12 protein-coding genes are annotated in these 13,751 nt (G+C 61.5%); 3 read left to right on the plus strand and 9 right to left on the minus strand.

Translation table 11 applies throughout. From position 1 onward, the window contains the following. Positions 1 to 183: 183 nt before the first annotated feature. The 9 genes from AC5SSZ_RS17700 to coxB form a co-directional block, all read right to left on the minus strand. Positions 184 to 774: a GNAT family N-acetyltransferase gene (locus AC5SSZ_RS17700; RefSeq protein ID WP_495439143.1), complete on the minus strand. Its 591-nt coding sequence runs from the start codon at positions 772 to 774 to the stop codon at positions 184 to 186. Further along, positions 774 to 2,039 carry a M16 family metallopeptidase gene (locus AC5SSZ_RS17705; protein WP_065272709.1) on the minus strand — a complete coding sequence of 422 codons (1,266 nt, stop codon included), beginning with the start codon at positions 2,037 to 2,039 and terminating at the stop codon, positions 774 to 776. The genes AC5SSZ_RS17700 and AC5SSZ_RS17705 overlap by 1 nt, the downstream gene beginning before the upstream one ends. Continuing rightward, positions 2,036 to 3,424 carry a threonine synthase gene (thrC, locus tag AC5SSZ_RS17710; protein ID WP_495439145.1) on the minus strand — a complete coding sequence of 463 codons (1,389 nt, stop codon included), beginning with the start codon at positions 3,422 to 3,424 and terminating at the stop codon, positions 2,036 to 2,038. Before thrC ends, AC5SSZ_RS17705 begins: the two co-directional genes overlap by 4 nt. Before the next feature lie 4 nt (positions 3,425 to 3,428). Then, a complete protein-coding gene (locus AC5SSZ_RS17715; RefSeq protein ID WP_495439148.1) occupies positions 3,429 to 4,115 on the minus strand; it encodes an SURF1 family protein in 687 nt (228 codons plus the stop codon). 129 nt (positions 4,116 to 4,244) lie between these two features. Further along, complete coding sequence (locus tag AC5SSZ_RS17720) at positions 4,245 to 5,060, minus strand: cytochrome c oxidase subunit 3 (protein WP_065272707.1); 816 nt, start codon at positions 5,058 to 5,060, stop codon at positions 4,245 to 4,247. A gap of 23 nt (positions 5,061 to 5,083) precedes the next feature. After that, positions 5,084 to 5,671 carry a cytochrome c oxidase assembly protein gene (locus AC5SSZ_RS17725; RefSeq protein ID WP_065272706.1) on the minus strand — a complete coding sequence of 196 codons (588 nt, stop codon included), beginning with the start codon at positions 5,669 to 5,671 and terminating at the stop codon, positions 5,084 to 5,086. Further along, entirely contained in the window at positions 5,671 to 5,841 is a 171-nt protein-coding gene (locus AC5SSZ_RS17730) for a cytochrome c oxidase system small membrane protein (protein WP_065272705.1), read from the minus strand. The genes AC5SSZ_RS17725 and AC5SSZ_RS17730 overlap by 1 nt, the downstream gene beginning before the upstream one ends. Position 5,842: 1 nt before the next feature. Then, on the minus strand, positions 5,843 to 6,784 hold the full coding sequence (gene cyoE / locus AC5SSZ_RS17735; RefSeq protein WP_274831291.1) for a heme o synthase: 942 nt from the start codon (positions 6,782 to 6,784) through the stop codon (positions 5,843 to 5,845). 128 nt (positions 6,785 to 6,912) lie between these two features. Beyond that, positions 6,913 to 7,752 (minus strand): cytochrome c oxidase subunit II, encoded by an 840-nt coding sequence (gene coxB, locus AC5SSZ_RS17740; RefSeq protein WP_065272704.1) that lies wholly within the window; start codon positions 7,750 to 7,752, stop codon positions 6,913 to 6,915. Positions 7,753 to 7,959: 207 nt separating this feature from the next. On the opposite strand from coxB, the gene tldD reads away from it, so the two are divergent. The 3 genes from tldD (at position 7,960) to topA (ending at position 13,719) form a co-directional block, all read left to right on the plus strand. Continuing rightward, positions 7,960 to 9,381 carry a metalloprotease TldD gene (tldD, locus tag AC5SSZ_RS17745; RefSeq protein WP_065272703.1) on the plus strand — a complete coding sequence of 474 codons (1,422 nt, stop codon included), beginning with the start codon at positions 7,960 to 7,962 and terminating at the stop codon, positions 9,379 to 9,381. Positions 9,382 to 9,638: 257 nt separating this feature from the next. After that, positions 9,639 to 10,835 (plus strand): DNA-processing protein DprA, encoded by a 1,197-nt coding sequence (gene dprA / locus AC5SSZ_RS17750; protein WP_495439152.1) that lies wholly within the window; start codon positions 9,639 to 9,641, stop codon positions 10,833 to 10,835. A gap of 187 nt (positions 10,836 to 11,022) precedes the next feature. Then, positions 11,023 to 13,719, plus strand: a complete 2,697-nt coding sequence (gene topA, locus AC5SSZ_RS17755; protein WP_274827755.1) for a type I DNA topoisomerase — start codon at positions 11,023 to 11,025, stop codon at positions 13,717 to 13,719. The last annotated feature ends 32 nt before the right edge of the window (positions 13,720 to 13,751 follow it).

Below are 13,751 nucleotides of genomic sequence, written 5' to 3' on the forward strand. Positions count from 1 at the left end.
CACTCCCGCCCGGCCTGCGGCATTCACAGAATGCCCCTGCCCCGTTGGGCCGGGCGCCGCACAGGGTGCGGCGCTGCACCGTGCAACGCGCGGCGCCATGCCCAAGGCCGCTAGCGCGCATCGGCGCAGCCGGTGCACCTACGGGTGCGGGAGGGCTCGCCCTCATACTTTGAAGAGGTATTTCTAAGCCTGACCAACCAGGGTCTTGCCGCGCCTATCGTGGCGCAGCGAGGCGTAGAGCACATGCGTGCGCCAGCGGCCATTGATCTGCAGATAGGATTGCGCCACGCCTTCGTATTTGAAACCTGAGCGTTCCAGCAAACCGCGCGAAGCCACGTTTTCCGGCAAGCAGGCTGCCTCGATTCGGCTGAGGTCCAGCTTGCCAAAGGCATGATGCACCACTGCGCCAATCGCCTCGGCCATGTAACCACGCCGCGCAAAGGGCTGCCCGGTCCAGTATCCAAGGGTGCCCGCCTGCGCCGGGCCGCGGCGGATATTGTCCAGCGTGATCGCCCCCACCAGTGCCTGATCCGAGCGCCGGACCAGGAAAAGCGGCAGCGCCGAGCCGGAGGACACCGCCCGCTGCGCCCAGTAGACCCGGTTGGTAAAGGCCTTGCGGCTGAGATGATCCGGCGCCCAGACCGGCTCCCAAGGGACAAGGTAGTCCTGGCTTTGCAGCCGCAACGCGGCCCAGCCGTGAAAATCGCCATGCACCGGCGGTCTGAGCGTCAGACGTTCTGTTTCAAGCCGGACTTTACGGCGGGACAGCAGCATCAGGCAGCGCGCCTCTCCTGCAGCCGCGCCAGACTGGGCGCATCAGCGACCGGACCATAAAGCGCCAACGCCGCCGGTGCCGCGACCGCAAGGCGTTCGGCCAAAGCCCGCACCCCGGCGACGGTTACCGCGTCAATGCGCGCCACGGTATCCTCCAGCGGCGGCACCCGGTCCCAGATCTGCACCAGACGGGCCAGACGTTCGGCACGGTTCGACGGGCTTTCCAGCCCCATCAGCATGCCGGCCTTCATCTGGGCGCGCGCACGCGCAACCTCGTCTTCGCGCATATCTTCGGCGGCGCGCTTCATTTCGTCGATGGTGATATGCGCCAGATCGGCAAGCTGATCGCCCGAAGTCCCTGCATAAATCGTCGTCGACCCGGTATCCGCATAGGCGCCTGCCTGCGCAAAGATTGTATAGCAAAGACCCCGCTTTTCGCGGATTTCCTGGAACAGGCGCGAGGACATGCCGCCGCCAAGAGCGCTGGCATAGATCTGCGCGGTGTAGATCTCATCATCGCGGTAGCCGGGGCTTTCAAGAGCCAGCGCAAAATGAGCCTGCTCCAGCTGCTTATCCCGCCGCGCCTCGCCGCCACCGGTAAAGCGCGCGGCATCCGGTTCCGGCACTGGTCGTGGCGCCATATGGCCGAACTGCGCCTCGGCCAGCCGCACCAGCGCGTCGTGATCCACCGCACCGGCCGCGGCCAGAATCATCTGTCCCGGTCCGTAGTGCTGATCGACAAAGCCTTGCAGGTCATTACGAGAAAAGCTGCGAATGCGTTCCGCCGGGCCCAGAATAGTGCGCCCCAGCGCCTGATCGCGATAGCTTTCTTCCTGCAACCAATCAAAGATCACATCGTCCGGCGTATCCAGCGCCTGACCGATCTCCTGCAGGATCACCCCGCGCTCGACCTCAATCTCACGCGGGTCGAACACCGGGTTGAGCAGGATATCCCCGATCACATCCATCGCCAGCGGCACGTCATCCTTCAGAACCCGCGCGTAATAGGCTGTAACCTCGCGGCTGGTATAGGCGTTGATATAGCCGCCCACATCCTCGATCGCCTCGGCAATCTGCAGCGCCGACCGGGTCTTAGTCCCCTTGAAGGCCATATGCTCAAGAAAATGGGCGATCCCATTCTGTTCAGGCCGCTCGTGGCGGCCGCCTGCTGTCACCCAGATCCCGATAGAGGCGGACTCCAGCCCCGGCATGTTCTCCGAAACGATGCGGAACCCATTGGCGAGTGTGTGTTGCTGAACTGTCAATTCGCGATGTTCTTTCTGATATGCGCCTCAAGGGCGGCCAGATCGTTGTCGATGCGAGTGACGCGCTCGTCGCGCTCATAAAGATCCGCCATGCGGGCGGGCAGCGGCGGGTGGATACCACTCGCCTCTTCCACCGCGGCTGGGAATTTCGCCGGGTGGGCCGTCGCCAGCGTCACCATGGGGATATCGGCAACGCGCAACTGGTTTGCAACCTTCACACCAACGGCGCCGTGGGGGCACAGCAGTTCGCCCGAGGCGGCCCATTCGGATTTGATCGTCGCCATGGTTTCTTCTTCCGAGGCGCGGCCCGAAACATAGGTCTCCTGCAGCGCCTGCATGGCGCCCTGGCTGACCTCAAAGCCGCCCGTCTTCAGCTCATCCATCAGTTGACTCACGGCAGCGCCATCCCGCCCGTAGGCGTAGAACAGGGCACGTTCAAAGTTGGAAGAGACCTGAATGTCCATCGACGGGCTGATCGAGGGAATGGTGTCCCCCTTGAAATAGCCCTGCCCCGAGAGGCAGCGGTGCAGGATGTCGTTCTGGTTGGTGGCGACCACCAGCTGGTCGATCGGCAGACCCATCTGTTTGGCGATATAGCCTGCGAAGATGTCACCAAAGTTGCCCGTGGGCACGGTGTAGCTGATCTTGCGATGCGGCGCGCCAAGGCTGACAGCAGAGGAGAAGTAATAGACCACCTGCGCCAGCACGCGGGCAAAGTTGATCGAGTTCACCCCGGCAAGGCGCACGCTGTCACGGAACTCAAAATCGTTGAACATGTCCTTGACCGCCGCCTGACAGTCATCGAAGTCGCCTTCGACCGCCAGTGCGTGCACGTTGCTGTCCGCAGGCGTGGTCATCTGGCGTCGCTGCACCTCGCTGACGCGGCCGTGTGGGTAAAGGATGAAGACATTGACCGCATCCAGCCCCCGGAAAGCTTCAATCGCGGCAGAGCCGGTATCGCCAGAGGTGGCGCCGACGATGGTCACGCTTTCGCCGCGGCGTTTCAGGGCGACTTCGAAGAGCTGACCGATCAGCTGCATCGCGAAATCCTTGAACGCGAGGGTCGGGCCGTGGAACAGCTCCAACAGGAAATGATTGGGCGCCAGCTGTTTCAGCGGCGCGCGGGCAGCGTGACCAAACCCGGCATAGGCCTTGGCGATGATCTCGCGGAATTCGTCATCGGTGAAGCAATCGCCGAGGAAGGGACGCATCACCCGGAAGGCGGTTTCCTCGTAAGACAGGCCCGACAAGGCCGCGATCTCATCATGGCTCATCTGCGGGATCTCGGCGGGCACATAAAGGCCGCCGTCGCGGGCCAGCCCGGTCAGCATCGCCTCTTCGAACGTCAGCTCGGGCGCCTGCCCGCGGGTGGAGATGTATTTCATCGCTTCAGCCTTCGGATTTGGCGCGGTTGCGCCACAGGAAATAGGCGGTCATCGCGGCCCAGATAAAGGCCAGCGAAAACCAGGTGAGTGCATATTGCAAGTGGTCATTGGCAATGCCCGATATGGTAACGGGCTGCGGCAGGGTCGCGCCGGGATCCACTACGTCCGAGCGCAGCTCGCGCAAGATCACCATCGCCGGTTCGGTGCCCAGCTCTGCCGCCATCGGCGCAACGTCGCGGGCATACCAGATGTTCTTTTCCGTGTCCGGCTCCGGTGTGAACCCGTCCACCTCGACCGGCCAGTGCAGGTTGCCGATCACGGTCACGAGGCCGGTGGTGCGGGTCTCATCCTTGCGGTTGGCTATGATGAAGCCACGGTCCAGCAGCAGGCGACGACCGCCGTCGGTCACGAAAGGCGCGATAACGCGATAGCCCGCGCCGGTGCCCTGAATCGAGGTCAGAACGTGCAATTCACCCGGCAGGATCTCGCCCTCAAGACGCACAGGCAGGTATTTGTCACGCTCCGGCTCCAGCACCTCGGGCAAAGGGCCGGGGGCATCCGCAATGCGCGCTTCGATGGTGGCCAGGATGTCTTCCTTCCAGGCCAGGCGCTGCATCTGCCAGATCCCAAGCGATAGCAGCGCCAATAGGCCCAGCCCGCCAACAAGGGATAGAAAGATAAACCGCCGCATCGCGTCCTCATCGCCAATGAAAAGCGCGCGGAGGAAGCCCCCCGCGCGCTGCGTTTCTTACGGGCTGTCTGCGGATTTTGGAACCACAAACCTGTACCCGCTACAATTTCCGGTGTCGCCCGGGTCGGCTTAGTGCGCCAGACCTGCGGTGCCCCAGACGTAGACCGCTACGAAGAGGAACAGCCAGACAACGTCAACGAAGTGCCAGTACCAGGCAGCGGCCTCGAAACCGACGTGCTGCTCGGGGGTGAAGTCACCTTTCAGCGCACGGATAAGGCAAACCGTCAGGAAGATAGTGCCGATGATCACGTGGAAACCGTGGAAACCGGTGGCCATGAAGAAGTTCGAGTAGAACTCATCAGCGCCGAATTCCCAGCCTTCGTGCAGCAGGTGCGCGTATTCATAGCCCTGCAGGAAGGTGAAGAAGAGGCCCAGAACGATACCGATGGACAGGCCCTGAACCAGCGCCTTGCGGTCGTTGTTGTGCACCAGTGCGTGGTGCGCCCAGGTGACGGCACAGCCGGACAGCAGCAGGACCAGGGTGTTGATCAGCGGCAGGTGGAAGGCATCGACCGGATAGATGTCGGGCTGCACATAGGAGGTGCCGACATAGGTTTCCATCGGGTAGATGGCGTGTTTGAAGAACGACCAGAACCAGGCGAAGAAGAACATCACCTCGGACATAACGAAGAGGATGAAGCCATAACGCAGGCCGATGCGGACCACCGGGGTGTGATCGCCCTGACGGCTTTCGGCCACCACTTCGGACCACCAGGCGAACATGACATAGAGCACCATCGCCAGGCCGCCCCAGAACAGCCATGCCGTGATGCCATGCATCCACAGCACTGCGCCGAACAGCATTGCAAACCCGCCTACGGAGCCCAGAAACGGCCAGATCGACGGCGGCAGAATATGAAAGTCGTGATTTTTAGCATGCGCCATTTAAGTGTCCCTCACCTAGCGGCCTAGTTCGTGGTTATGCCTGCCCCGGCTTTATCACCGGTGTCGAGAGCGGCATAGCCCTCGGGCAGATCGATTTCATAGAACGTGTACGAAAGCGTGATCGTATGCACGTATTTTGCGTCCCGGTCGTTGACGATTTCCGGATCCACAAAGAAGGTCACGGGCATCTGCACCCGCTCCCCCGGTTGCAACACCTGCTCTGTGAAGCAGAAACAGGCGATTTTCTCAAAGTAGCCACCGGCCGAATAAGGCGTCACGTTATACGCTGCCTGCCCCGCGACGGGGTGGTCGGTTGGATTGTATGCTTCGTAGAAGGCCAGACCGGTCTCGCCGATCTTCAGCTCCATCTCGCGCTGCACGGGTTTGAACTCCCAGGGCATGTCGCGTTCCTTGGAACCGTCAAAGCGCACCGTGATGGTCTGATCCAGCACAGTATCCGCGCCTTGCTCGGCCACGCCGGTGACGCCGCCAAATCCGGTGACCCGGCAGAACCAGTCATAGAATGGCACCGATGCCCAGGACAGCCCGCCCATCAGCGCGACCACGCCGACCAGTTGCAGAACCGTTTTCTGAGGTCCTTTGATCGCCATCAGCCCTGCCCCGCCTGTGATTGGGTCTGCGGGAATTTGAAGCCGTTCGAGGTGACCTTGACCATGGTCAGAGCCAGCACCAGCACCACAAAGGCGCCCAGCAGCAGGCCAACGCCCATGTTGCGCCCGAGGCGCCGTTTGTGCAGTTCGTGTTCCTTGCGCAAAGCCATATTACCAGCCTCCCAGACCATAGGGTTTCAACAGGGCTTCGACGAGAATCGCGCCGAAGTGCAAAAAGAGGTAGAGCAGCGACAGCTTGAAGAAACTGCGCTCAGCCTTGAAATTGTCGGCCTCGCTGTCGTCCTCATCGCGGCGGAAGATCTTCCAGGCGCCGTGCAGGAACAGCGCGTTCAGCACCACGGCCACGGCCAGATAGACCGGACCACCGATGCCCGAGAACCCGGTGCCCACGGCCAGAATCGCCAGCAGGATGGTGTAGACGAGGATATGAACGCGGGTGGCGCGGCGACCGTGGGTCACGGTCAGCATCGGAACGCCCGCATCATCGTAATCCGAGCGCATGAACAGCGCCAGCGCCCAGAAGTGCGGCGGCGTCCACATGAAGGTCAGCGCGAACATCAGCCAGGGTTCAACCGACATGGTACCGGTGGCGGCGATCCAGCCGATCACCGGGGGGAAGGCCCCGGCGGCACCGCCGATAACGATGTTCTGCGGCGTCGCCCGCTTCAGCCACATGGTGTAGATGACGACGTAAAAGAAGATGGTGAAGGCCAGAAACGCCCCGGCAAAGAGGTTCGTTGCCAGTCCCAGCATGATGCAGGAAAGGCCCGAAAGCGCCAGACCAAGGCTCAGCGCCTCGCCCTTGTCGACCTTGCCTGCGGGAATCGGGCGCGACTTGGTGCGTTTCATTACCTGATCGATATCCGCATCCCACCACATATTGAGCGCGCCAGAGGCGCCACCACCGATGGCAATGAACAGAATCGCGGCAAATCCGATGACCGGATGCACACCAACCGGAGCAGCCAGCAAGCCGACGAGGGCCGTAAACACGACCAGTGACATCACGCGCGGCTTCAGCAGGGCGAAATAATCGCCAAAGCTGGGCTCGTCTTCGCGGATGGTGCTGGCATTGATGCTTGCGTCGCTCATGTCAGTCTCTTCGGCCACTGAAGGATGGCCGCGCGCGGCGCATCCTCGTTGCATTTAAGATGGTGCTATGGGCGCTACCATCGCGGCGCGCCCATGTTCGGGGCCGGACGTTCCGGCCCCTGCGTTAGTCAGTTGGAGGCAACCTGATAGGACTGCGGCAGACCCGCATATTCCTCGATCGCGCCGTCCAGCCATGCGTCATAGGCTTCCTGGCTGACCACTTTTACAGTGATCGGCATATAGGCGTGGTCCTTGCCGCAGAGTTCAGAGCACTGACCGAAGTAGATGCCTTCTTTGGTGGGCTTGAACCACAGTTCAGCCAGACGGCCGGGAACCGCGTCCTGCTTCACGCCGAAGGCAGGCATCGCCCAGGAGTGGATCACGTCGGCGCCGGTCACCTGCATCACGATGGTCTTGCCAACCGGGACAACAACAGCGGTGTCGGTTGCCAGCAGGTACTCGTCCTCGGCATAGCCGTAATCGGCCAGTTCGTCCTTGGCGAGGAGGAAGCTTTCATAGCCAAACTCGTGGTCGACGTATTCATAGCCCCAGTACCACTGGTAGCCGGTGACCTTGATGGTGACGTCGGCTTCGGGGATTTCCTGCTGGCGGAACAGTTCCGGCAGCGAGAAGGAGCCGATGAAAACCAGGATCAGGATCGGGATCACGGTCCATGCGATTTCGATCGGAGTGTGGTGGGTGAACTGCGCCGCGTTGGGGTTTGCGCGCTTGTTGAAGCGAACGATTGCGAACAGCAGCAAACCAGCCACAAAAACGCAGATGGCGGTGATGATCACCAGGATCAGCCCGTCCAGCATGTGAATGCCTTCCGCCAGTTCAGTTGCGGCCGGCTGGAAACCCAGACCGCCGTTGGTCGGCTTACCAATGGATTCAAGACCTTCTTGCGCTGTGGCTGGAAGGCTTGAGAGGCCAGCGAAAAGGCCCGAAAGCATCAAAGCATTCTTCATATCGTGTCCTGATCGTTTGATCGCGTTATTAGCTGCTACCGGTAACGTCGCTGGAAAGCTTGATTCCATAAAACGCACCGAACCCGTTGTCTTTGACGCTGCTTAAAATCATATTCCAACGTGCAGATAAAGAGGCAGGCGAGCGGCAAAGCGTCGCTTTCTTGATTTAGATCAAAAAAAACCGCCGTCGCGAAGAGGATTTGAGACATGGAAACCACGGCCTACCGCCCGTTTGAGACCAGCCTCCCCGAGGATGAGGCGCTTGGTGTGCTGCGCAGCGCCACTCAAGGGGCCGACGATGGCGAGATTTTTGCCGAGCGGCGCAAATCGGAGGCGCTCGTGTTTGATGACGGGCGGCTGCGCAGCGCCAGTTACGATGCCTCCGAAGGCTTTGGCTTGCGGGCGGTCAATGGCGATGTGGCGGGCTACGCCCATTCCACCGACGTGTCGATCAGCGCTCTGACCCGCGCCGCGGAAACGGCGCGCCTTGCGGTGGGCGATGGCGGCGGCACCTATGCCGAACCACCTGCGGCCACCAACAGACATCTGTACGCCGATACCGATCCGATCAGTGCCCTGCCCTTTCCGGTGAAGGTCGAGACCCTGCGCGAGATCGACGCGTTCGCCCGCGATCTGGATCCCCGGGTGGTTCAGGTCTCGGCGACGCTGGCGGCCTCCTTGCAAGAGGTAGAGATCCTGCGCGCCGACGGGGTGCGGGTGCGCGACGTGCGCCCGATGACCCGGCTCAATGTCTCGGTGATCGTGGAACAGGACGGCCGCCGCGAAAGCGGCTCGGCCGGAGGCGGTGGCCGGGTTGGTCTGGACGGGTTGATTGATCCCGTTAGTTGGCAGGCCAAAGCCCGCGAGGCGCTGCGAATCGCGCTGGTCAATCTTAAAGCAGTGCCCGCCCCTGCCGGGGAGATGGAAGTCGTGCTTGGGCCGGGCTGGCCGGGCATCCTCTTGCACGAGGCCATCGGTCACGGTCTTGAGGGCGATTTCAACCGCAAGGGCAGTTCGGCCTTTGCCGGGCTGATGGGGCAGCGGATCGCCTCCCCGGGTGTCACAGTGCTTGACGATGGCACCATCCCGGATCGGCGCGGCTCGATTACGGTCGACGATGAAGGTACCCCTAGCCAGAAAACCACCCTGATCGAAGACGGCATTCTGGTTGGCTTCATGCAGGACCGCCAGAACGCCCGCTTGATGGGGGTTGAGGCCACCGGCAACGGACGCAGGCAAAGCTATGCCCACGCCCCCATGCCGCGGATGACCAACACATATATGATGGGCGGTGATGCCGACCCGGCAGATCTGGTGGCCGGAATCAAGGACGGGATCTGGGCCGTGGGATTCGGCGGCGGGCAGGTGGATATCACCAACGGCAAGTTCGTGTTTTCATGCACCGAGGCCTACCGCGTGCAGAACGGCAAGGTCGGCGCACCGGTGAAGGGCGCAACCCTGATCGGCGATGGTGCCACCGCGCTGCAGCAGATTCGCGCCCTCGGCAACGACATGGAACTGGATCCCGGCATGGGCAATTGCGGCAAGGCAGGCCAATGGGTACCCGTCGGAGTCGGCCAACCCTCTGTTCTAATGGGGGGACTCACCGTTGGCGGGGCAGCAATCTAAGTAAAGATTCCCCGACCAAACCCTTCGGAGTTGAGCACAAAACGGACCCAACGGTCCGTTTTTTTGCGTGACTGTATCAGAAACTGAATCAGTCTTGCCGCCGGGAAGAGGGCGCCATTCGCGATCGCGCCAACTTTTTTCATTTAAAAACAAATAGCTATTCAAAGAATTCGAAAATCTTCGGAAAATTAAGGGTCATTCACCACCTGTTAACCCGTCAAGGTTAATTCTAATTGTGCAAACAGGCGGAGCAACGGATGACTGAAGAAGCATATTCTTCCACTCACCCCCCACTCCCACCCACCACGGAAGATCTCCGGCGTTCGTGGCTTCGCCTTTTGCGCTCCAGACGGGTAGGTCCGGCTACATTTTACCGGCTGCTGTCTGAACACGGTTCAGCGCAGAATGCGCTGGAAGCGTTGCCTAAAATGGCACGTTCCGCTGGGCTCAAAGGGTATGAAATATGCCCTTCCGATGCGGTAGACGCCGAAATAAATGTCGCAAAAGCCGCCAAAGCGCGGCTTTTGTGCTTTTCGGATCCTGAATATCCCGCTCCGCTTGCACACCTGAAAGACGCACCGCCCGCGCTTTGGGCCATTGGCGACCTGTCCTTGCTGCAACATCCCATGATTGCCATCGTCGGGGCCCGCAATGCCTCCTCCCTCGGGACGCGGATGGCGCGGGCACTGGCGCATGATCTCGGTGCCGCAGGATATGTGGTCGTCTCCGGGCTGGCGCGCGGCGTGGACACGGCCGCGCATCTTGCCGCCCTGCCCTCCGGTACCATTGCCGTCATGGCAGGCGGCGCTGATGTGATTTATCCCTCGGAGAACACGAGCCTGGGCAAGAGTATCGGTGAGCAGGGTCTGATCCTGTCCGAACAACCCATGGGCCTGGCGCCCCAGGCCCGCCATTTCCCGAAACGCAACAGAATCATTGCGGGGCTGGCCCAGGCCGTTGTGGTGGTCGAGGCCGCAGCCAAATCCGGCAGCCTGATTACCGCCCGCGACGCATTAGATCTGGGCCGCGAGGTGCTGGCGGTTCCTGGCCATCCCTTCGATGCCCGCGCTTCGGGCTGCAACATGCTGATCCGCGACGGGGCGCAATTGGTGCGCAATGCCGCAGACGTGATCGCCGCGCTGCCGCCGGTGGAACAGTCTGCCCCTCTTTCAAGCCCTGCCGATCAGCCTGACGCGCCACCTGCCAACGCAGGCCTCGCGGATCTGCCGCCGCCGCCTCCCGAACGGCGAAGCCTGCGCGAAACAGCCGCGCTGCATCAACAGGTTCTGGCTCGTCTTGGCCCCTCTCCCACGCCGGAGGATCAATTGCTGCAGGACCTCTCTGTCGCGCCAAAGGAGCTGTCCTCGGTCCTGACCGAACTGGAACTGGATGGCGCAGTCGACCGCCATCCCGGGGGCATGCTGTCCCGCCCGCCCGGAAGGAACGAAGGATGACGTGGGCCAGCCTATCCGGGCAAGCAACCCGGTCCTCACAGCTTGCCCCACATGGCGCAAAACATGGTGCAAAGGCAGCGCAACGCATGCGTCCAAAGCCCACGGATTGACAATCTCCCCTTGCGCGCCACATGTTGCCCCGCCATAGAACGCGCAGTATCCGCCCCTCAAGAGGTCCTGAATTTACATGCCAGTTGTTGTCGTCGAATCCCCGGCCAAGGCCAAAACAATCAATAAATACCTGGGCTCTGACTACACTGTGCTGGCGTCTTACGGACACGTCCGTGACCTGCCGCCAAAGGATGGGTCGGTCGATACCGAGCATGAGTTTGACATGAAATGGGAGGTCGGAAACGACAGCCGCAAACACGTCAAGGCCATCGCCGACGCTCTGAAAGAAGACAACGCCCTGATTCTCGCGACTGACCCTGATCGCGAAGGAGAAGCGATCAGCTGGCACCTGCAGGAAGCGCTGACCAAGCGCCGTTCGATCAAGAAGGACACACCGGTGAGCCGCGTGACCTTCAACGCGATCACCAAGGAAGCCGTCGCCGAAGCGATGAAAAACCCGCGTCAGGTGGATATGCCGCTGGTCGAGGCCTATCTGGCCCGCCGCGCGCTGGATTACCTCGTGGGCTTCAACCTGTCGCCGGTGCTGTGGCGCAAACTGCCCGGCGCACGGTCCGCAGGCCGTGTGCAATCGGTCTGCCTGCGTCTGATCGTTGAGCGCGAGATGGAGATCGAAGCCTTCAATCCGCGCGAATACTGGTCGGTGAAGGCGCAACTTTCGACCCCGCGCGGGCAGGAATTCGAAGCGCGCCTGACGGTTCTGGGCGGCGACAAGCTGGATAAATACAGCCTCGCCAACTCCACTGCCGCAGACCTGGCAGTCAAAGCAGTTTCCAGCCGCGACCTGAAGGTGCAATCGGTGGAGGCAAAACCTGCCTCCCGCAACCCGTCGGCGCCCTTCATGACCTCCACCCTGCAGCAGGAAGCCAGCCGCAAGTTCGGCATGGGCGCACGCCAGTGTATGAACGCGGCGCAGCGGCTTTATGAGGCAGGCTATATCACCTATATGCGGACCGATGGTATCGACATGGCGCCCGAGGCGGTTCAGGCCGCCCGCGCAGAGATCGAAACCCGCTATGGCGCCGACTATGTGCCGTCCTCGCCGCGCATCTACAAGAACAAGGCCAAGAACGCCCAGGAAGCGCACGAATGTATCCGCCCCACGGATATGAGCCGCGATGCAAAAAGCCTGAAGGTCAGCGAAGAAGAGCAGCGCAAGCTTTATGATCTGATCTGGAAGCGCACGATTGCCTGCCAGATGGAAGGCGCCCGGATGGAGCGCACCACCGTCGATATCGGATCAGGCGACGGTCAGGTGGTGCTGCGCGCAACTGGTCAAGTGGTGCTGTTCGACGGTTTCATGCGCGTCTACGAAGAAGGCCGCGACGATGTGGTGGACGAGGACGACAAGCGCCTGCCGCAAATCATGAACGGCGAAAACGTCAGCTTTGCCTCCTCGCTGGCAGCGCAGGCAGAAAAAGCGGGCAAGGACGCCGCGATCCTGTCGGAGAACGCCGCCGTTCTGGGCCTGCAGCACCACACCCAGCCGCCACCGCGTTATACCGAGGCGACGCTGGTCAAGAAGATGGAAGAACTGGGCATCGGCCGTCCGTCGACCTATGCCAGCGTGATCACCACGATCCAGGACCGCGAATACGTCCGCAAGGAAAAGAACCGCCTGTTCCCCGAGGACAAGGGCCGGATCGTCACCATCTTCCTACTGAACTTCTTCAAACGCTACGTGGAATACGATTTCACCGCCGCGCTGGAGGAACAGCTGGATGACGTCAGCGCCGGTGAGGCCGATTACAAGGACATCCTGAGCAATTTCTGGCGCGACTTTTCCGCTGCGATTGCCGAGACATCGGATCTGCGGATCTCCGAGGTGCTGGATGTGCTGGACGATGCGCTGGCGCCGCAGCTCTACCCGCCGCGCGAAGATGGCACCGACCCGCGCATCTGCCCCAAATGCGGTGCGGGCCAGCTGCACCTGAAAACTTCGCGCACCGGCGGTTTTGTTGGCTGCGGCAACTACCCGGAATGCAACTACACCCGCCCGATCTCTGGCGAAGGCGCCGAAGGCTATGAGCGGGTGCTGGGCGAGGATGACGGTGACGAGATCCACCTGAAATCCGGCCGCTTTGGCCCCTACGTCCAGCGCGGCGAGGCCACGCCGGAAAACAAGAAGCCGCCACGCTCATCCCTGCCAAAACAGGGCCGTGATTATCTGCCGGGCTGGGGCCCGAACGAGATCACTCTGGAGCAAGCCGTAACGCTGCTGACCCTGCCGCGCCAGATCGGGGAACACCCCGATGGCGGCATGATTGCCTCGAACCTTGGCCGGTTCGGTCCTTACATCATGCACCAGCGCCCGGATGAAGAAAAACCGGTCTACGTGAACCTGAAAGAGACGCTGGATGTCTTTGAAATCGGGATGAACCGGGCGGTGGAAATGCTGGCCGAGAAACGCGCCAACCCGGGCCGTGGCCGCCGCGCTGCTGCCAAGCCGCTGAAGGAACTGGGCGAACACCCCGAAAGCGGCGGCGCCATCAGCATCATGGACGGTCGTTATGGGCCTTACGTCAAATGGGAGAAGGTGAACGCCACCCTGCCCAAGGACGTAGAGCCCAAGGATGTTACCGTGGAAATGGCGGTGCAGCTGATCGCCGACAAAGCGGGCAAGACCAAGAAGAAAGCCCCGGCGAAAAAGGCCGCACCCAAGAAGGCCGCTGCAAAGAAAACCACTGCCAAGAAACCTGCGGCGAAAAAGACAGCCAGCAAGAAGACCGCAGCCAAAGACGCAGGCGACAGCTAGGCTCGACCTTCGCCACACATGACCACCCTTGC

It is taken from the genome of Phaeobacter sp. CC-HEC084 (genome assembly GCF_059429255.1).

Excerpts from the sequence above, each read along its gene's own strand:
- AC5SSZ_RS17700 (WP_495439143.1), bottom strand. The coding sequence starts at position 774 with ATGCTGCTGTCCCGCCGTAAAGTCCGGCTTGAAACAGAACGTCTGACG.
- thrC (WP_495439145.1), bottom strand. The coding sequence starts at position 3,424 with ATGAAATACATCTCCACCCGCGGGCAGGCGCCCGAGCTGACGTTCGAA.
- AC5SSZ_RS17715 (WP_495439148.1), bottom strand. The coding sequence starts at position 4,115 with ATGCGGCGGTTTATCTTTCTATCCCTTGTTGGCGGGCTGGGCCTATTG.
- AC5SSZ_RS17720 (WP_065272707.1), bottom strand. The coding sequence starts at position 5,060 with ATGGCGCATGCTAAAAATCACGACTTTCATATTCTGCCGCCGTCGATC.
- AC5SSZ_RS17725 (WP_065272706.1), bottom strand. The coding sequence starts at position 5,671 with ATGGCGATCAAAGGACCTCAGAAAACGGTTCTGCAACTGGTCGGCGTG.
- AC5SSZ_RS17730 (WP_065272705.1), bottom strand. The coding sequence starts at position 5,841 with ATGGCTTTGCGCAAGGAACACGAACTGCACAAACGGCGCCTCGGGCGC.
- cyoE (WP_274831291.1), bottom strand. The coding sequence starts at position 6,784 with ATGAGCGACGCAAGCATCAATGCCAGCACCATCCGCGAAGACGAGCCC.
- coxB (WP_065272704.1), bottom strand. The coding sequence starts at position 7,752 with ATGAAGAATGCTTTGATGCTTTCGGGCCTTTTCGCTGGCCTCTCAAGC.
- tldD (WP_065272703.1), top strand. The coding sequence starts at position 7,960 with ATGGAAACCACGGCCTACCGCCCGTTTGAGACCAGCCTCCCCGAGGAT.
- dprA (WP_495439152.1), top strand. The coding sequence starts at position 9,639 with ATGACTGAAGAAGCATATTCTTCCACTCACCCCCCACTCCCACCCACC.
- topA (WP_274827755.1), top strand. The coding sequence starts at position 11,023 with ATGCCAGTTGTTGTCGTCGAATCCCCGGCCAAGGCCAAAACAATCAAT.